The organism is Streptomyces sp. NPDC053427, assembly GCF_044544985.1.
Classification (GTDB): domain Bacteria; phylum Actinomycetota; class Actinomycetes; order Streptomycetales; family Streptomycetaceae; genus Streptomyces.
In genome coordinates, this window is the sequence record NZ_JBITYA010000012.1 from 73,569 (window position 1) to 92,033 (window position 18,465).

The 18,465-nt window shown below is 71.6% G+C and carries 18 protein-coding genes; 12 read left to right on the plus strand and 6 right to left on the minus strand.

Annotation, left to right across the window (positions count from 1 at the left end):
• The first annotated feature begins 198 nt into the window (after positions 1-198).
• From ACIGWZ_RS30330 to ACIGWZ_RS30340, 3 genes are all read left to right on the plus strand, one after another.
• Complete coding sequence (locus ACIGWZ_RS30330) at positions 199-1,368, plus strand: cysteine desulfurase family protein (RefSeq protein WP_400069915.1); 1,170 nt, start codon at positions 199-201, stop codon at positions 1,366-1,368.
• A gap of 219 nt (positions 1,369-1,587) precedes the next feature.
• The gene (locus tag ACIGWZ_RS30335) at positions 1,588-2,037 is read left to right on the plus strand and encodes a hypothetical protein (RefSeq protein ID WP_400069916.1); all 450 of its coding nucleotides are present in this window, start codon (positions 1,588-1,590) and stop codon (positions 2,035-2,037) included.
• Entirely contained in the window at positions 2,034-4,820 is a 2,787-nt protein-coding gene (locus tag ACIGWZ_RS30340; protein ID WP_400069917.1) for an ABC transporter substrate-binding protein, read from the plus strand. Before ACIGWZ_RS30335 ends, ACIGWZ_RS30340 begins: the two co-directional genes overlap by 4 nt.
• A 68-nt stretch (positions 4,821-4,888) precedes the next feature.
• On the opposite strand, the gene ACIGWZ_RS30345 is transcribed toward ACIGWZ_RS30340, so the two are convergent.
• A complete protein-coding gene (locus tag ACIGWZ_RS30345; RefSeq protein ID WP_400069918.1) occupies positions 4,889-5,647 on the minus strand; it encodes an N-acetylmuramoyl-L-alanine amidase in 759 nt (252 codons plus the stop codon).
• 59 nt (positions 5,648-5,706) lie between these two features.
• Between ACIGWZ_RS30345 and mnmA the strand changes: the two genes are divergently transcribed.
• Both mnmA and ACIGWZ_RS30355 read left to right on the plus strand, forming a co-directional pair.
• Complete coding sequence (gene mnmA, locus ACIGWZ_RS30350) at positions 5,707-6,849, plus strand: tRNA 2-thiouridine(34) synthase MnmA (protein WP_400069919.1); 1,143 nt, start codon at positions 5,707-5,709, stop codon at positions 6,847-6,849.
• Between the two features lie 375 nt (positions 6,850-7,224).
• Positions 7,225-8,046 (plus strand): VC0807 family protein, encoded by an 822-nt coding sequence (locus ACIGWZ_RS30355; protein WP_400069920.1) that lies wholly within the window; start codon positions 7,225-7,227, stop codon positions 8,044-8,046.
• A 62-nt stretch (positions 8,047-8,108) separates the two neighbouring features.
• On the opposite strand, the gene ACIGWZ_RS30360 is transcribed toward ACIGWZ_RS30355, so the two are convergent.
• The 5 genes from ACIGWZ_RS30360 to ACIGWZ_RS30380 all read right to left on the minus strand — a co-directional run bounded on the left by ACIGWZ_RS30360 (position 8,109) and on the right by ACIGWZ_RS30380 (position 12,452).
• Entirely contained in the window at positions 8,109-8,567 is a 459-nt protein-coding gene (locus ACIGWZ_RS30360; protein WP_400069921.1) for a lasso peptide biosynthesis B2 protein, read from the minus strand.
• Positions 8,564-8,815, minus strand: coding sequence for a lasso peptide biosynthesis PqqD family chaperone (locus ACIGWZ_RS30365; RefSeq protein ID WP_400069922.1), 252 nt, complete (start codon positions 8,813-8,815; stop codon positions 8,564-8,566). The genes ACIGWZ_RS30360 and ACIGWZ_RS30365 overlap by 4 nt, the downstream gene beginning before the upstream one ends.
• Positions 8,799-10,634, minus strand: coding sequence for a lasso peptide isopeptide bond-forming cyclase (locus tag ACIGWZ_RS30370; protein ID WP_400069923.1), 1,836 nt, complete (start codon positions 10,632-10,634; stop codon positions 8,799-8,801). The genes ACIGWZ_RS30365 and ACIGWZ_RS30370 overlap by 17 nt, the downstream gene beginning before the upstream one ends.
• 33 nt (positions 10,635-10,667) lie before the next feature.
• Positions 10,668-10,802, minus strand: a complete 135-nt coding sequence (locus ACIGWZ_RS30375) for a lasso RiPP family leader peptide-containing protein (RefSeq protein WP_362704122.1) — start codon at positions 10,800-10,802, stop codon at positions 10,668-10,670.
• 411 nt (positions 10,803-11,213) lie between these two features.
• Entirely contained in the window at positions 11,214-12,452 is a 1,239-nt protein-coding gene (locus ACIGWZ_RS30380; protein ID WP_400069924.1) for a Cmx/CmrA family chloramphenicol efflux MFS transporter, read from the minus strand.
• A 383-nt stretch (positions 12,453-12,835) separates the two neighbouring features.
• Between ACIGWZ_RS30380 and ACIGWZ_RS30385 the strand changes: the two genes are divergently transcribed.
• The 7 genes from ACIGWZ_RS30385 to ACIGWZ_RS30415 all read left to right on the plus strand — a co-directional run bounded on the left by ACIGWZ_RS30385 (position 12,836) and on the right by ACIGWZ_RS30415 (position 18,445).
• Positions 12,836-13,186, plus strand: coding sequence for a hypothetical protein (locus ACIGWZ_RS30385; protein WP_400069925.1), 351 nt, complete (start codon positions 12,836-12,838; stop codon positions 13,184-13,186).
• A gap of 224 nt (positions 13,187-13,410) precedes the next feature.
• The gene (gdhA, locus tag ACIGWZ_RS30390; RefSeq protein ID WP_400069926.1) at positions 13,411-14,787 is read left to right on the plus strand and encodes an NADP-specific glutamate dehydrogenase; all 1,377 of its coding nucleotides are present in this window, start codon (positions 13,411-13,413) and stop codon (positions 14,785-14,787) included.
• Positions 14,788-14,883: 96 nt separating this feature from the next.
• Positions 14,884-15,426, plus strand: a complete 543-nt coding sequence (locus ACIGWZ_RS30395; protein ID WP_400069927.1) for a TIGR00730 family Rossman fold protein — start codon at positions 14,884-14,886, stop codon at positions 15,424-15,426.
• Between the two features lie 45 nt (positions 15,427-15,471).
• Positions 15,472-16,161: an SDR family oxidoreductase gene (locus tag ACIGWZ_RS30400; protein WP_400069928.1), complete on the plus strand. Its 690-nt coding sequence runs from the start codon at positions 15,472-15,474 to the stop codon at positions 16,159-16,161.
• Between the two features lie 126 nt (positions 16,162-16,287).
• Positions 16,288-16,677: a MarR family winged helix-turn-helix transcriptional regulator gene (locus ACIGWZ_RS30405; protein ID WP_400070112.1), complete on the plus strand. Its 390-nt coding sequence runs from the start codon at positions 16,288-16,290 to the stop codon at positions 16,675-16,677.
• A gap of 116 nt (positions 16,678-16,793) precedes the next feature.
• Positions 16,794-17,357 carry an MFS transporter gene (locus tag ACIGWZ_RS30410; RefSeq protein WP_400069929.1) on the plus strand — a complete coding sequence of 188 codons (564 nt, stop codon included), beginning with the start codon at positions 16,794-16,796 and terminating at the stop codon, positions 17,355-17,357.
• A gap of 131 nt (positions 17,358-17,488) precedes the next feature.
• Entirely contained in the window at positions 17,489-18,445 is a 957-nt protein-coding gene (locus ACIGWZ_RS30415; protein ID WP_400070113.1) for a methionine synthase, read from the plus strand.
• The last annotated feature ends 20 nt before the right edge of the window (positions 18,446-18,465 follow it).

The following is an 18,465-nucleotide window of genomic DNA, read 5'->3' on the forward strand; positions in this document are numbered from 1 at the left end:
GGGCGCGTCCGCCGGCCCCCCCGCGCCGCGTCGCCCGGCGCGGTGCGCAGCGCACGAGCCGGCGGCCACCCAGTCATGAGTGTCAGTCCAAACACTCCTTACTTCCGCCTCCGAGGGGTCCGCCGGCGTACGGCGCATCCGCGCGCCCGACATGCGCCCCCGGCTCCCCGCGCGCCTGCTCGTAGAATCGTGCGCACCATGGTTTACCTCGACCACGCCGCCACCACTCCGATGCTCCCGGAGGCGGTGCAGGCGATGACCGCCCAGCTGACCGTCACCGGCAATGCGTCATCCCTGCATGCCGCCGGCCGACGGGCCCGGCGCACCGTCGAAGAGGCGCGGGAATCCCTCGCCGCCTCGCTCGGCGCGCGCCCGAGCGAAGTCGTCTTCACGGGGGGCGGCACCGAGGCCGACAACCTCGCGGTCAAGGGCCTGTACTGGTCCCGCCGGGCCGCCGATCCGGCGCGCACCCGCGTCCTGGCCAGCCCCGTCGAACACCACGCCGTCCTGGACGCGGTGGACTGGCTCGCCGAGCACGAGGGCGCCACCGTCGAATGGCTGCCGGTCGACACCTACGGCCGGGTGCACGCCGACGCGCTGCGCGAGGCCCTCGCCCGCAACCCCGCCGATGTCGCGCTCGCCACCGTCATGTGGGCCAACAACGAGATCGGCACCATCCAGCCCGTCCATGAACTGGCCGCCGTGGCAAGGGAGTTCGAGGTCCCGCTGCATGCCGACGCGGTGCAGGCGTTCGGCCAGCTGGACGTCGACTTCGCCGCCTCCGGGCTCGCCGCGATGACCGTCTCCGGCCACAAGATCGGCGGCCCGTACGGCATCGGCGCGCTGCTCCTGGGCCGCGAGTACGCGCCCGTGCCGGTGCTGCACGGCGGCGGCCAGGAACGCCAGGTGCGCTCCGGCACCCTCGACACCCCGGCCGTCGCCGCCTTCGCCGCGGCCGGCCGCCATGCCGTCGGGCACCGCGAGGAGTTCGCCCGCGACATCGGCGCCCTCCGCGACGACCTGGTCAAGGCCGTACGCGCCGCCGCCCCCGACGCCGTCCTCGGAGGCGACCCGGACCCCGCCGGCCGCCTCCCCGCCAACGCCCACTTCTCCTTCCCCGGCTGCGAGGGCGATTCCCTCCTCCTGCTCCTGGACGCCCAGGGCATCGCATGCTCCACGGGCTCCGCCTGCACCGCCGGCATCGCCCAGCCCAGCCACGTCCTGCTCGCCACCGGAATGTCCCCGGACCTCGCCCGCGGCACCCTGCGCTTCTCGCTCGGCCACACCTCCACCGCGGAGGACGTGGCGGCGGTGGCGGAGGCCATCGGCCCGGTAGTGGAACGGGCCCGCAGCGCCGGTCTGAGCTAGGGCGCGTCCGACGGATCTCCGCGGCGTCGCGGCGCTCCTTCTTCCACGGAGATCCGTCAGAAGCGCCCTGGAGCGGACGGTGGATCCGGGCCGGGCCCGCGGGCGCATCAGCGACCTCGTGAGAACCTCCACTTTCCCTGGGGCGCTTGGCTACTATCGGCACCCCTGACGGGTTCGCGCAGCGGGCCACACCAGGCCCGAGAGAGGGGATCGCGCCCGATGCAGGTCGACATCGTCGTCGACGGGGAAACCGACGGGGAGAACGACGGCCGGTCCTTGACCTCCTTGTACCGCTGGTTGGCGAGCGACCCGGACGCCGGCCGCCGAGCCACCCTCTCGCTGGTGCCGGGGCGGCCCGGGGCCGGTGACATGGGCGGCGCGTTCGACGTGATCAATGCGGTCGTCGCCAACGGGATCGCCCTCGGCGGGCTTGCGGTGGCGTGCGCCACCTGGCGGGCCTCCCGTCCCGCCGCCCCGGCCGTGCGGATCGAACGGGACGGCGTGACGATCACCGTCGAGGACGGCTCACCCGACACGGTCAACCGCATCGTGGAGGCCTTGGGCCGGCCACCGTTGCCGGACGGGGACGGGGACCCTGATGCGGACGGGGACGGGGACGGGGACCCTGATGCGGACGGGGACGGACGAGCGGATCGGCAGGCGTCATGACGACCCTCCCCGATCCCACCGCCTCCCGGGCACTGCTCATCGGCGTCCATGACTACGAGCGGCTGGAGGACCTCCCCGCGGTCGCCCGCAATCTGACCGGGCTCACCCAGGTGCTCAGGGACCCGGGCCTATGGGGGTTACCGCAGCCGCACTGTGTCGCGCTGCCCCAGCCCGGGAGCGCCCAGGAGGTACTCGACACCCTCAGCGGCGTCGCCCGGCGCGTCACCGACACCTTGGTGGTCTACTACGCCGGCCACGGACTCACCGACCCCGACAACGACGAGCTGTATCTGACGCTGCCCGGCTCGGACCAGGACCGCCTGTACAGCGCGCTGCCCTATGAATGGGTGCGCCGGGCGATCCTCGATCCGCGGGTCCGCGCCCGGCACAAGGTGGTGATTCTGGACTGCTGTTACAGCGGACGGGCGCTGCGGGGCGGCATGAGCGGCACCGACCGGGTCGTGGACCAGGCGCTCATCGACGGTACGTCCCTGCTGGCGGCCTCCGCGGCGACGCGGAGGGCGCTGTCCCCGCCGGGGGAGGAATTCACCGCATTCACCGGCGAATTGATCACTGCGCTGACCGAAGGCGTCCCGGCCGGCCCGCCCCTGCTGGACATGGACACCTTGTACCGGCATCTGTACACCGAGCTGGCGGCCAAGGGCAGACCGCTGCCCCAGCACAGCAACCGCAACACCGGCGGCCGGATCGCACTCGCCCGCAACCGCGCCCACCTCCCCCTCCGCCCGGATCCGCCGCCCCCGCCCGCCGTGCCCCTTTCCCCGCCCGCCGTACCGCCTTCCGTGCCCGCCGCGCCGCCGTCTCCGCCCGCGCTCCCGCCGGATTCCGCGCCCGTTCCCGATGACCGGTCCGCCTCCGGCACGGACTCCGCGCCGGAGCGCACCCCCGCTGCGGGCTTCGCATCACGCGCTCTTCGCGGGAGATTCGGCTCCGCGCGGACCACGACCCTCGCGGCCGGGCTGGCGGCACTCCTGCTCGTGGGAGTCCCCACCTCCGTCGTGCTGCTGAACGGCTTCTCCGGCAGGTCCGACGGCGACGCGAACGGCGGCTCCAAGGACGAATCCAAGGGCGGCTCCCAAGGGGGCGACTCCCCGGGCACCGCCTCCGCGGCCGCATACGACGTCGCCTCCGGCCGCATCCTCAAGCCAGGGGGCGCCAAGGGCGGCACGCTGAAGTTCGTCAGCTTCACGGACGCCGACTCCTGGGACCCGCAGCGCACTTACTACGGCTTCGTATGGAACTTCGCCCGCTACTACACACGGCAACTGGTGACCTACGCCCCCGGGCCGGGCGCGAAGAGCACCGAACTCGTACCGGATCTGGCCACGGGCAGAGCAAGGATCACCAAGGGCGGCACGACCTATACCTACACGCTGCGGGACGGCGTCACCTGGCAGGACGGGACGCCCGTGACGTCCGGCGACATCAAGTACGGCATCGAGCGGCTCTGGGCATCGGACGTCCTCTCCGGCGGCCCGACCTACCTCCAGGAGGCGCTCGACCCGCACGGTACGTACCGGGGCCCGTACAAGGACGGGTCGGAGCGGGGCCTGAAGGCGATCGAGACGCCCGACCCCAGGACCATCGTCTTCACACTTCCCCGGCCCAACAATGACTTCGAGCAGTTGCTGGCCATGACCGCCGCCTCGCCCGTGCCGAAGGCCCACGACACCAAGGCCGCATACGGCCGCGAGCCGTTCTCCAGCGGGCCGTACCGGTTCCGGTCGTACGCCCCGGGCAAAAAGCTGGTGCTGGTGCGCAACACCGCATGGAAGAAAGCGTCCGACCCGATCCGCAAGGCCCTGCCGGACGAGATCACGGTCACCGTCAACAGCAATCGGGACGCCGCGGACGGCGGCCTGCTCAAGGGAGACTACGACCTGGCCCTGACCGGCACGGGCCTGGGCCCGCCCGGCGTCGCCAAGGCCCGGGCCTACCGCGATTTCCTCAAGAACGTGGACAACCCGCAGTCCGGCGCGCTCCATTACGCCGCATTTCCGCAGACGGTCGAGCCGATGGACGACGTCCACTGCCGCAAGGCGGTCGTCTACGCCACCGACCACAAGGCCCTGCAGACCGCGCTCGGCGGCCCGGTCTCGGGTGGTCCCCTCGCCCCGAACCTCGCCCCGCCGGGTGTCGACGGCGCCGACGCCACGTTCGACCCGTACGGCGTGCTCAAGAACGACGGGAAGCCGGACCTGACCAAGGCAGGGGAGGAGCTGAAGGCGTGCCACCGGCCGCACGGCTTCTCCACCAGGATCGCCGTCCGCAATGACGTGCCACAGGAGCGGGACGCGGCCGAAGCGCTTCGGGAGGCGCTGCACAGGGCCGGTATCGAGACGGAGATCGAGCAGTTCGACGGGCAGCGGTCCGGCAGCATCGTCGGTGATCCCTCGGTGGTGAAGAAAAAGGGCTACGGCATCGTCCTCGGGCGCTGGAGCGCCGACTATCCGAGCGGGCGGGGCTACTGGCAACCGCTCGTCGACGGCCGGTCCATCGTGCCGAGCGGCAACTACAACACGGCCCGGATCGACTCCCCGGACATGAACAAGCTCCTCGACGATGCCGTCGCCGATGCCACCCCGGACACCGCCGACGAGGCCTACCGGAAGATCAATCACAAGGTCGCGGAGAACGCCTTCTACCTGCCGTTCATCTACGACAAGAGGGTCAGCTGGCGCGGCCCGCGGCTGACCGATGTCTATGTCACCCGTGCCTACGACGGCTACGACTATGCGTCGCTGGGCGTCGGCGGCTCCTGACACCGGCCCGGCGGCGACCGCCGCGAGGCAACCACGCCGCACGCCGCACCGGCCCTCCGGACCGCCCCCTACGCCGCCCCGGAGGGCCGGGACCGGGGCACCGCCGATGACGCCCTGGCCCGCCGGCTCTGCTCCGCCGCCACGCGCTTCGCCAGCTCCGTCCGCACCAGCCCGATGTACCGGTCCCAGTCCCAGTGCGCCCCCGGATCCGTGTGATCCGCCCCCGGCACCTCCCGATGCCCCACGATGTGTGTGCGGTCGGCCGGGAAGCCGTACCGATGGCATATCCCGGCGGTCAGCCGCGCCGATGACGCGTACATGGCGGCCGTGAACGACTCCGGCCGGTCCACGAACCCCTCGTGCTCGATTCCGACGCTCCGCTCGTTGAAGCCCCGGTTTCCCGCGTGGAACGCCACATCGAGCTCGCGCACCGCCTGCGCGACATGCCCGTCCTTACGTATGACGTAGTGGGCCGCGGCCTCGTGCTCCGGGTCCTGGAACACCTTCAGCGCGGTCGCGAAGCTCCCCTGGACGACATGCACCACCACCCGGTCGATCCCGTAATCCTCCGGCCGGTCCGCCCGCCGGTAGTTCTCCGGGGACGCCCCGATCCACTGCGCGCCCCGGTAGTCGACGGCACCCGGCGTCCGCGGCCGGTCGTTCCCCGGCAGCCGCCACCACAAGTGAGACAACTCACCCGTAGCCCCCAATGCCGCCGTCCCCGCAGCCACCACACCCGCACCCCCGATCCACAACGCACGCCGCCGCGTCACGCCCGACGGCTGTCCGTCCCCGCTGTCCCCGCGCTTCCCGCGCCCCCCGCTCATCCCCACACCCGCATAACGCTTTCCCGGTCGCCGACAGTTCCGCTTACCCTGGACTGGCTATGACTGATGACGCCCCCCGCCGCCTCCGCGTACTCGCCGCCATGTCCGGCGGTGTCGACTCCGCCGTCGCCGCGGCCCGCGCCGCCGAGGCCGGCCATGACGTGACCGGCGTGCATCTCGCGCTCTCCGAGAACCCGAAGTCGTTCCGTACGGGCGCTCGCGGCTGCTGCACGATCGAGGACTCCCACGACGCGCGCCGCGCCGCCGACGTCATCGGCATCCCCTTTTACGTCTGGGACCTCGCCGAGCGCTTCCGCGAGGACGTCGTCGACGACTTCATCGCCGAGTACGAAGCCGGGCGCACGCCCAACCCGTGCCTGCGCTGCAACGAAAAGATCAAGTTCGCCGCCCTCCTGGACAAGGCTCTGGCCCTCGGCTTCGACGCCGTCTGCACCGGCCACTACGCCACGGTGGTCCTCCGCGAGGACGGCAGCCGCGAACTCCACCGCGCCTCCGACATGGCCAAGGATCAGTCCTACGTCCTCGGCGTCCTCGACGACCGCCAGCTGGCGCACGCCATGTTCCCGCTCGGCGACACCCTCACCACCAAGGCCGAGATCCGCGAAGAGGCCGCCCGCCGCGGCCTGTTCGTCGCCAAGAAGCCGGACAGCCACGACATCTGCTTCATCGCCGACGGCGACACCCAGGGCTTCCTCGCCAAGCGCCTGGGCACCGCCGAGGGCGACATCGTCGACGAGTCCGGCACGGTCCTGGGCACCCACGAGGGCGCCTACGGCTTCACCATCGGTCAGCGCAAGGGCCTGCGCATCGGCCGTCCGGCCCCCGACGGCAAGCCGCGCTACGTCCTGGACATCTCCCCCGTCGACAACACGGTCACCGTCGGCCCCGCCGCATCCCTCGACGTCACCGCCCTGACCGCCATCCGCCCCCGCTGGTGCGGCCGCCCCCCGACGGCCGGCCCCGCCACGTACACCGCGCAGCTGCGGGCCCACGGCGGCGAGACCGAGGTCACGGCGGACCTGGTGGACGGCACGGAGCTCCGCGTCACCTTCACGGAGTCGGTCCGGGGCGTGGCCCCCGGCCAGGCGATCGTCCTCTACGACGGCACCCGGGTGGTCGGCTCGGCGACGATCGCCACCACGGAGCGGGGGACGCAGCGACAGGTGGGCGCGGGGGCGTAGGCCGTTGCGGTGATGCGCTGCTGGGGCGAGCGTCACCGCATTCCGGACGCATACCTGCCCAAGTCGCGTGATGCGGTGAGGAGTTGGGGGTGCGGTAGGTAGGCGGGAGTTCTCGGCCCGGTTTCTTTGGCCGGTCGTCCGACGCACCGCCGGTCGGTGGGGCGGAACCTGGTGCCGCCCCACCGGTGTCCGCTCGGACGGCAACCGGTGCGACCTGCGGGTATGACGAGGCTCATCGCCCGGATCTGACAAATGTCATCGATAACTCGGTACAGGCGCGCCTGTTGCCGGGCGGGGCCGTGGACGAAGCTGAAGGCGCGAGAAGGAAGACGCACAGCCGGCATCAGTTCACCACTCAACTCGGGGGAGTCCGCCATGAGTCAGAGCCAGAGTCAGAGCCAACGTCAGAGCGAGACCCACAGTGGCAGCCAGGGCCAGAGCCAGAGCCAGAGCCAGAGCCAGAGCCAGAGCCGGGGCAAGGAGCAGGGAGCAGGCAATCCGGTCCTGAAAAGCTTCGTGCCGCTGATCGTGGACGCCGGCATTCCGGTGGCCTCGTACTACCTCCTCAGCGACGGCTTCGGCCTGAGCACGGTGGCCGCACTGGGCTGGAGCAGCGTGGTGCCGGCGCTGCGTACGGTGTGGGGCCTGGTCAGCAGCCGGAGCGTCAACGGCCTGGCGCTGCTGATACTGATCGTGAACGTCGTGGGGCTGGCGATGAGCGCGGTGGCCGGGGACCCGCGGCTGATGCTGGCCAAGGACAGCGCCGTGAGCAGCGTCGTCGGGATAGTGGTCCTGCTCTCCGTCCGTGCGAAGCGGCCGCTGATGACCGCGGGCCTCAAGCCCTGGGTGACGAAGGGGAGCGCCGCCGGTGACGCCGCGTGGGAGCGGCTGATGGCGGGCTCCGAGCGGTTCCGACGGGCCGAGCGGAGGTTCTCCGCGATATGGGGGAGCGCGCTGCTGACCGAGTGCGTGCTCAAGGTCATCGGTGCGTACACGCTGCCCGTGCACACGATGGTCTGGCTGGGGACGGTGCTGACCGTGGTGGCCATCCTGGTGGCGATCGTCGCCGGAGGGGGAAGCTCCGCCGACCCGATGGAGAAGATGGTCAAGGCCGAGATCGAGCGCGCCGCAGACGCCAAGAGCGCCGAGGCCGGGGTGGCTGAGGCCGCCGCCGAGCCGGCTGCCTCCTCGATCTGACACGGCCGAGCGGCGCCCGGCAGCTGTTCCTCGACGCGGTCCCCCAACGGGGCCGAACGGCGTCAGCGGCCGGCCGCCCGGGCCCGTCCGTCGGCCGCTTCGTCCCGCTGGAGCGGGGGGATGGAGATCAGCGGTTTGAAGTGGCCCTTGGGGTGGGGTTCGCCGATGGGGTGGTCGTCGGCTTCCACCCAGGCGTGGGCGGCGAAGGGGTGGGTGCGTACGCCGGTGCACCAGGTGGGCCAGACGCCGCGGGTACGGCAGAGCAAGGCGGTCGCGATCGAGCGTTGCAGACAGCCCTGGCCGGCGCAGCGCAGGCTGACCGAGACGACCGCTTCGCGGGCCGCGAGGGCCTGGTCGGCCGTCGCCGGGACCGCGCCACGGCGGGTGAACTCGAGGACGGTGCGCAGCCGGGCGGGTTTGGCCCTGGCGAGCAGGCGGGCGATGCCGACCGCCAGCAGCGGCACCAGACGGCGGTGCGGGGGCAGTCGGCGTCGTTCGGCCAGCGCGACGGACAGGCTCACGCGATCACCAGCTGAGCGGTGTGCAGTTGGTCGATCACGGCGGAGACGTCGCGCTCGGCCAGGGACGGTTCTATCCGGTGCCGCTCCGCAAGGCCGGCCGCGATGTCGTCGGGGCCGTGGCCGTCGAGGAGTTGGCGCAGCACATGGGCTCCGGTGCCGTTGAGCTGCCAGTACCGTCCGGTGCGTTCGTTGAGCAGCACGGTGCCGTCGTCGGTGTCGGTGGAGACCACGTCAGGATGCAGACGCATGGGCGTCGAACCTCCAAGCAGGGGTGGGTCGGGTGGCGGCGCGCAGCCAGGTTTCGCAGCCGATCAAAGGTTCCAGGGCGATGCCCATGGCGTTGTCCGCCTGCGGGGCCAGCAGGCGGGTGCGCAGTTCGTCGGGGTCGATCAGGCCGTGGGCGGCCAGTGCGGAGTCGGCGAACAGTTCCAGAATCGCGGGCAGGTTGCGGCGCAGGCCCGCGCCGGCCTCCTCGCTGAACTCACCCTTGGTGCCGCGGCCCAGCACCGTCTCCGGCACGATGCCGCGCATCGCGTCGGCCAGTAGCGGCTTGTAGCGCCACGGGCCGGAGTGTTCGTGGACGCGGACGCCCAGTACGGCTTCGACGACGCGGTCGTCGAAGAACGGCGAGTCGAGCTGGACGCCGGCGTCGGCGAACGGGCGGGCCAGCAAGCGGTACCAGGGCGCGCTCGTGCGCACCGCGAGCAGCGACTGGTGCTGCCCCAGGTCGCGGGAGAGCGGCCGGGTGGTGTCCGCGGTGTGCCGCAGCGCGTTCCGGGCCTCCTCGACCGCCGCGCCGGTGACCCAGGACGGGGCGTGCAACGGCCACAGGCCCCAGCCCAGGCTCGGCCGGCGCTTGCGCAGCGGAGGGTCGGTGAGGTGATCGGCCTGCGCCCGCCACCATGCCGCCTCGTCACCGGGGCGCACCAGCGAGGCCAGGGTGTGCAGCAGCGGCCAGCGCTTGAGCGCGGCGTATCCGCGGACGTGCCGGACCGCGGACACCGGACGGCGCCGCAGCAACTGGTGCAGATAGCCGGGGAAGGGGGTGAAGAGTTCGTCTCCGCCGTGGCCCGCCAGATGACGGTGCGATCCGCGGTCGGCGAGCATCTGCGCGGTGTGCCGCGTGCGCGCGGCGGTGCGGACGAAAGGGTAGGGCTCTTCGCTGTCGACCGGCACGTCCGCGTCGGCGAACAGCGCGGGGAGCTCGGACGGGGGCACCACCACATGCTCGGCCCGGTCGAGGGAGCCGATGGAGAGGGCGGCGAAGGCGGCGTCGTCGTTGCCCGCCTCGGCCTCGCCCCATCGGAACGTCAAGAGGTCCGGGACGGTGCGGGCGGCGAGAAAGCACAGGGAGGTGGAGTCCATACCGCCGGACAGGTCCGTGCTCAGCCGGCCCTCGGCCGGTCCGCGGTCCTGCAGGGCGGAGGTGAGCGCTTCCCGTACGGCCTGCGCCCCGGCCGACAGCGGCTGTTCGGGCGCCGGCGGCTGCCACCACCGCACTTCCTGGGCCCGTTCGCGGTTCCACACCAGGCAGTGGTCGGGCGCCAGCGGGGAGATGCCCTTCCACAGGGGCCGGTCGCCGAGCGGTGACGGGACGAGGCCTCCGGAGGCCACCCGTACGGCCAGGGCGCGTTCGTCGATTCCGGCACCGGTCATTGCGGCCAGTACGTCGGCGCGGTCCGCGGCCATCGTCAGGCCGTTCCTCTGGGTGTGGAACACCCGGCGCAGTCCGGTCAGGCTGCCCTGGACGCGCAACTGCCCGTCGACCGAGGCGATCACGTGGCAGGAGCCCGGCAGCGCCGCCGCCAGGGCGTCCACATCGGACACCGTCCGCACCCGCGCGGTGAGTTCGGACAACCGCGTGGCGGTGACCGGGCAGACCCCGATCACCGCCACGTGTACCGGGCCCACGGCGGCCACCTGGATTTCTCCGGGCAACCACCGCCCCACCAGCCAAGGGCGCCCTGACGCATGCGCGTGCACCCGCGGAGCCGCCCAGGGCACCTCCGCGCGAGCCTCGGCTGCGGACGCCGTGTCCGGCAGGACCACGAACCCAGCACCGGTCATCTCTGCATGCTCCTGAGAGTCAGCTGTCGACGATCAGCCGCCGTAGTGGCCGAAGATGTCCTTGCCCCAGCCGATGAAGCCCAGGGTGTCCTCGCTGAACTCCCCGACCTCGACCAGCATCGGGGGCGCGTACGGCTCCACGTTCGACAGCTCGGTCTGCTCGCCCATAACAACCTCCTTAGGTACAAACCGGCAGTCATCCGACTACCGGCTACAAGCTAACACCCAGATGGGGGACTTGATCGAACTTTTTTACGATCTTTTCCGTGGTGTCCGATCCGGACGCTTTGGTTCCGGTGCAATGTCGCTGGTGGGGGCGGTGATGGGGCTCCTGAAGATGCAATTGGCATAGGACGTAGGAACGTTGGCGCCACCGTCCGGGGTGGTCGCCGGACGGTCCCGGGCCCGCGGTGCCGATGCCTCGGATGCGCGGGTTGGTGGAGGGGCGGGCCGACCTGTTGGGCCGGCCGGGGCGAGGCGGTGGCCGGAGGGGCGAGCGGGACGCTCGGCGGTAACTTCCACCGCATTCCGGCCACTTGGGGGTGCGGCCCCGCCGGAGGTGAGCCGGCCCGCCGCGGGTCAATCGGTGAGGCGATCGGTGGGCCGGGCGCTGGGCTCAGCGACGGCTCGGGCAGGGGCCGTGGGGCGTCGGCGGAATGCCTGGGCCGCGCCGGACAGTGCCTGGGCCGTGCCGGCGAGGGTGAGTGCGGCCGCCACCAGCAGGGCGCTGACCCACAGGGGGGCGCGGTAGCCGAGACCGGCGGTGAGGGAGAGGCCGCCGAGCCATGGGCCCAGTGCGCCGCCCACGTTGAAGGCGGCGGTGGCAAAGCCGCCGGCCAGGGTCGGCGCCTCGGCCGCCACGTACAGGACCTGGGAGATCAACGTGGAGCCGACGGCGAAGGCGAGGGTGCCCTGGGCGAGGACGAGCGCGGCCGTCGCCGCCGGGACCGAGGCCGTCAGCGCGAAAGCGACCCAGCCGATGAGCAGGGCCGGCCCGCCCGTTACGAGGAGGGGAAGGGGCCGCGCGTCGGCGAAGCGGCCGCCGACGGTGACGCCGAGGAACGACCCCAGCCCGAAGAGCGCCAGCACCCCGGGTACCCAGGCCGCGGCGAGCCCGGTCACGTTGGTGATGAGGGGAGCGAGATAGGTGTAGGCGCAGAAGGTGGCGCCGTTGACCAGTGCGCCGAGGAGCAGGGTGACGAGCAGGCGCGGGTTGCGCAGGGAGCGCAGTTCCGCGCGGACGCCGGTGGCGGCGGAGGAGCTCCGGGGGTCCCGGTCGTCCGGTACGGACCGCAGGATGGCGAGGACGGCCGGTACGGACACGAGGGCAACCGCCCAGAACGCCGAGCGCCAGCCCCATAGTTGGCCGAGCCAGGCGCCGGCCGGAACGCCCGCGATGCAGGCGACGGTGACGCCGCCGAGCAGCACGGAGGTGGCGCGGCCCTTGGCGTTCGGTGCGGCCAGGGCGCTCGCGGTCGCCACGGCCACGGCGAGGAAACCCGCGTTGGCCAGCGCCGCGACGAACCGCGTGGCCAGCAGCATGGCGAAGCTGGTGGTGACCGCGCCGAGAACATGGACGAGCAGGAACGTGACCAGGAAGGCCAGCAGCGCACGACGGCGTGGCCACCGCAGGCTCAGGATGGCCATCAGCGGGGCGCCGATGATCATTCCGACGGCGAACGCCGAGGTCAGCGCGCCTGCAGCGGGGAGGGAAACGCCCAGGTCGTGGGCGATGTCCGAGACGAGACCGGACAGCATGAATTCGGAGCTGCCCTGAGCGAAGACCGCCAGGGCGAGCAGATGGACGGTGAAAGGCACAGCACGAGCGACGGGCACAGCGAGACTCCAGGACTCCGCGACGCAACCACGGGAGGGATCGAGCGACCGGCGGACCGCACGGCCGGGTGGCCGGGCGATCGGGCATGCGGTCGGTGAGGCGATCGGTGATCCGGTGGCAGCGGGCGCGGCCGGCAGCGCTCACGGCCTCATGGGAAAAGGGCTCGGAGCTTCGGACTGCGGCACGACGTCGCAAGAAGGCAGGCCACCGGACGGCCGGTGGCTAGCGTCTTGATGCCTCGGGGCTGGACATGGGCGCAGGGTAACGAGGCCCCGGGCGCCGCGTCCACGCATATATCGGGCCCCGGTCGAGCGGCCGGGCGAGGCGGTCCGGTTAGTGGCGTCGTCGGCCGTCCGGTTCGTCGGTGCCGATGACGAATAGCGGCGCCGCGGGTGAGAAGGATCCCGGAAAAGAAACGTCCATCACCTTGGGGCGAATCCGTCAGCCGAAGAGCGATACGGCCGGAGCGGGGCAGCTCGGACCAAGGGAACCAAGAGACCGAACAAGACCAAGAAGACAGGAGAGGCGCAAGAAGACCGAGAGGCGCAAGAAGAACAAGGCAAGCAAGAAGAAGCAAGAAGAAGCAAGAAGAAGCAAGAAGAACGAGAAGGTCATGGGCACCGGCAGCGGAGTTCAATCCTCGCTGCAACCCATCGCTCCCGTCCGGGGTTTCACTTACCACAGAGTTGCCGACGAACGACAAAACGACGAATGACGACACGACAACGGCGACCAGCGTCGGGTACGGGGGCATGGTGAGGGCGGGGGACATCCGCAGGACGCAGGGAGGCGGCACCGCTCCGGGGGTGTGGTCGTTCGGTAAGGGGTCGGCAAGTAAGGTCGGCGGAGCGACGGGACGTCTGCGGTCGCTGCGTCCGGGGTCTGCCACGATCCGGACCGCAAGCGGCTTTTCGTTCGGCCACGAAGGGAACGCAAGTCATGTCGAGTGTTCAAACTGAGGTCAAGACCGGCGTCCATACGGCCGGGCCGGCCTCTCTGCACGCCGGGCTGGTGCGGCGGAATCCGGGGGAGCCGGAATTCCACCAGGCCGCCCTGGAGGTGCTGGAGACGCTGGCCCCCGTTCTGGCGGCCCGTCCCGAGTTCGTCGAGGCCAAAGTGCTGGAGCGGCTGTGTGAGCCGGAGCGCCAGATCATGTTCCGGGTGCCCTGGCAGGACGATTCCGGGGAGATCCACGTCAACCGGGGCTTCCGGGTGGAATTCAACAGCGCGCTCGGCCCGTACAAGGGCGGCCTGCGATTCCATTCGTCCGTGAACCTGGGGATCGTGAAGTTCCTCGGATTCGAGCAGATTTTCAAGAATTCCCTCACCGGCCTGAACATCGGCGGCGGCAAGGGCGGCAGCGACTTCGACCCGCACGGCAAGTCGGATGCCGAAGTGATGCGGTTCTGTCAGTCGTTCATGACCGAGCTGCACCGCCATCTCGGCGAGCACACCGACGTCCCGGCGGGCGACATCGGCGTCGGCGGACGCGAGATCGGCTATCTCTTCGGCCAGTACCGGCGGATCACCAACCGCTGGGAGGCCGGCGTACTGACCGGCAAGGGCCTGGAGTGGGGCGGTTCCAAGGCCCGTACGGAGGCCACCGGTTACGGCAATGTGCTGTTCACCGAGGAGATGCTCAAGCGGCGCGGCGAGGACCTCGACGGACAGCAGGTCGTGGTCTCCGGTTCCGGCAATGTCGCGATCTACACCATCGAGAAGGCGCAGGCGCTCGGTGCGAACGTACTGACCTGCTCGGACTCGGCCGGCTACGTCGTCGACGAGAAGGGCATCGACCTGGCGCTGCTCAAGCAGATCAAGGAGGTCGAGCGCGGGCGGATCAGCGAGTACGCCGAGCGGCGCGGGGTGTCGGCCGCCTATGTGCCCGGCGGGCGGGTGTGGGATGTCGCCTGCGACGTGGCGCTGCCGTCGGCCACCCAGAACGAGCTGGACGCGGACGCCGCCCGGATCCTGATCCGTAACGGCGTGAAGGCGGTCTCCGAGGGTGCGAACATGCCGACCACTCCGGAGGCGGTGACGCTCCTGAAGGAGGCCGGTGTGGCCTTCGGCCCGGGGAAGGCCGCCAACGCGGGCGGTGTGGCGACCAGTGCGCTGGAGATGCGGCAGAACTCGGCGCGTGAGGCGTGGGCGTTCGAGCGGACGGAGGGGGAGCTCGCGGCCATCATGCGGGGGATCCACGACACGTGTTACGAGACGGCCGAGCGGTTCGGGCTGCCCGGCGATTACGTCGCGGGCGCGAACATGGCCGGGTTCGAGCGGGTGGCCGACGCGATGCTGGACCAGGGCCTGATCTAGGCGGGCGACGGGCAGGCCGTGACCCCGCCGCGGCGGGGTCACGGAACGGCCAACCACCCTGCCGGGCCCTGCCGCCCGATCCGTATCGTGACCCGTATGAACATCTGCGTCTTCTGCTCCGCCGCCGACCTCGACGACCGCTATGTCACCCCCGCCCGCCAGTTCGCCGAGCTGATCGGCGAGGGCGGCCATGCGCTGGTCTGGGGCGGCTCGGACACCGGGCTGATGAAGGTGATGGCGGACGGGGTGCGCGGGGCGGGAGGGAAGCTGATCGGGATCTCGGTGGAGTTCCTGGCGCACAAGGCGTACGAGGGCGCGGACGAGATGGTCGTCACCAAGGACCTCGCCGAGCGCAAGGCGCAGCTGCTGGCGCGCGCCGACGCGATCGTCATCATGGTCGGTGGCACGGGCACGCTGGACGAGGCCACCGAGATCCTGGAGCTGCGCAAGCACGGCCTGCACACCAAGCCGGTGGTGCTGCTGAACACCGCTGGTTTCTACGACGGGTTGAAGCAGCAGTTCCTGCGGATGGAGTCGGAGGGCTTCCTGCCGGTTCCGCTCACCGAGCTGGTGTTCTTCGCGGAGGACGGCGTGGGCGCGCTGGCCTACCTGGAGGAGAAGGCCGGCATCCAGGGCTGAGCCCACCGACCGGCCCCGTCGCCCGCCCCTCGTTAGGATCGCCCTATGGGTACGCACTTGATCACGGGCGCAGGGTCGGGCATCGGAGCGGCGGTCGCACGGCGGCTAGCGGAGCGCGGGGAGGACCTGTGGCTGCTGGCGCGGGACGCCGTACGGGCCAAGGAGCTGGCGAAGCAGTTCCCCGGCGCCCGCACGCTCGTGGGCGACCTCGCCAACCCCGAGAAGCTCTCCTGGGCCTTCGGCCAGCAGCCGCTGCCGACCCGTATCGACTCCCTCCAGCACATCGCGGGCATCGTGGAGCTGGGCGCGGTCGCCGATCTGCCGGCCAAGGCCTGGCAGCGCCAGCTCGCGATCAACCTCGTCGCGCCCGCCGAGATCACCCGGCTGCTGCTGCCGCTGGTACGGGTCGCCCAGGGCCATATCGTCTTCGTCAACTCCGGTGCGGGGCTCCACGCGCATGCCCAGTGGGGCGGGTACGCCGCGAGCAAGCACGGCCTCAAGGCGCTGGCCGACTCGCTGCGGGCGGAGGAGCACGGCAACGGCGTACGCGTGACCTCGGTCTATCCGGGGCGTACGGCGACGCCCATGCAAGGGAGCGTCCACCAGCAGGAGGGCAAGGAGTACGACCCGTCCCGGTGGATCGACCCGGAGTCGGTGGCGACGACCATTCTCGCGGCCGTCGATCTGCCGCGGGACGCGGAGATCAACGATGTGTCGGTGCGGCCGGGGCGCTGAAACTCCGGCTGGGCGCCTGGGCGCATTGACCCAGGGCCCGGCCGTTTTCCGCCTGGGGCGACGTACGCTGCACGGGTGACCGAAGATGCGAAGGCGACCCCGGCGGCGGGGTGCGGGTTCCGGGAGATCCGGGGGCTCGTCGCCGAGCTGAGCCGCGCCCTGGAAGCCCATCAGCGCAGCCGGGTCGCCGAGCTCGAGCTGACCCCGACCCAGGCGAAGGCGCTGGAGGAGCTCGGCGAGCCGAAGACCGCGCGGGAGCTGGCCGGGGTGCTGTGCTGCGAGCCGCCGAATGTCACCTATGTCATCTCCAAGCTGGAGAAGCAGGGCCTGGTGGAGCGTCGGCCGCACCCGCTGGACGGGCGGGCCAAGCAGCTCGTACTGACCGCGGCGGGGCGGGAGTTGCGGCTGGATCTGCTGCGGCGGATGGGTACGGAGTCGCCGCTGGACCATCTCTCGCACGAGGAGCGGGCCGCGTTGCGCGATGACCTGCTGAAGGCGCTGGGGCGGGGCGACTAGGGCGCCCAGCCGGCCGAGGCCCTGGGGTGTGCCCCCAGGGCCTCTTTCGTATGTGTTCGGTAAAGTTACAGCTGTAATCATTGTGGGTGCGAATAGGTACAGCTTTAACTAAAATCATGATCACTCGGGCAGTGGCGCGGCGCGCGGCGGCGAGCGAGGCGCGCCCCTCCGGGCGACCCCGCAACGGAACCCGTGGCGGACTCCAACTCCTCGTGCTGGCCCTCGGGTTCGTGATGGCGAGCCTGGACACCGGCATCATGAACGTCGCCGCCGACGACCTGCGGACCCACCTCGGCCTGACCATGTCCAGCCTGACCTGGGTCGTCGACGGCTATGTCCTGGCCTTCGCGGCGCTGCTGCTCGCCGGGTCGCTGGCCAATCGGTTCGGGGCCCGCCGGATCCATCTCATCGGCCTCGCCGCGGTCACCGCCGCGTCCCTGCTGGGCGCCGTCGCCCCCGACGGCACCGCTCTGGTGGCGGCCCGCTTCGCCCAAGGGGTGGGCGCGACCCTGAACGCCAACCGCCGGATCGGCTCGCTGGTCGGCATCGCCGGGATGGGCGCGGTGCTCACCGGGGCAGGCGACGGTTACCGGGGCGCCGCCCTCGCCTTCGGCCTGACGGCGGGCGCGTCGGCGGCCGCCGCGGTCGTGGGGTGGCGGGGAGTGCGCGGCCGGGCCTGAGCGGCGGGCGCCGGACGAGGCGGGGCGGGAGCGCCCCGGCTCACCCGTTCCGCCCCGCCGCATACCCTTTCCGGGTGAGCACGAACAGCACGCACAAGTGGGCCGCGGGCGCGGCGACCGGCATCGGGTCGATGCCGGGCGGCGATGCACGGGAAGCGGCGAAGACCGTCACCGGGTCGCTGGAGGCCTTCCCCTATCTGCCGGAGCTGCCGGCCCGGGGGCCCGGCGCCGACATGATCGGCCGGACCATCGGGATGCTCGTCGAGGTCTACGCCCATGTGGAGCCCAGCGGCTGGCGGATCAGCGACCGGCCGGGGCGCGACACCCGCCGCGCCCGCGCCTGGCTCGGCGAAGACCTCGACGCCCTGGAGGAGTTCACCCAGGGGTACGAGGGGCCGCTGAAGGTCTCGGCGGTCGGCCCGTGGACGCTGGCCACGGCCCTGGAGCTGCGCAACGGCGAGGCCGCCCTGAGCGATGCCGGGGCCTGCCGGGATCTCGCGGCCTCGCTGGCGGAGGGGCTGCGCGGGCACCTCGCGGACGTACGGCGGCGGGTGCCCGGCGCCGAGGTCGTGCTGCAGCTGGACGAGCCGTCGCTGACGGCGGTGCTCCAGGGGCGGGTGAAGTCCGCCAGCGGCTACCGCACCCACCGGGCCGTGGACCGGGCGGCGGTCGAGGGCGCGCTGCGTGATCTTGTCGGTGTGACGGAGGGCGGACCCGTCGTCGTCCACTCGTGTGCGCCCGGCGTGCCGTTCGGCCTGCTGCGGCGGGCCGGCGTCGCGGGCGTCTCGTTCGATTTCTCGCTGCTCACCGAGCGTGAGGAGGAGGCGATCGGGGAGGCCGTCGAGGGCGGTACGGCGCTGTTCGCGGGCGTGGTGCCGGGCGTGGACGGCCGATTGTCAGACCCTGCCGGTAGCGTCATGGGTGTCAGGACGCTGTGGCGCAGGCTGGGGCTGACGCCGGGGACTCTCGCCGAGTCGGTGGTCGTCACGCCGTCGTGCGGGCTGGCGGGCGCTTCGCCCGCATATGCCCGCTCGGCCCTCGCCCACTGCGTCCGGGCCGCGAGATCGCTCGCAGACAACCCTGAGTGACGGCACTCAAGGACCACGGG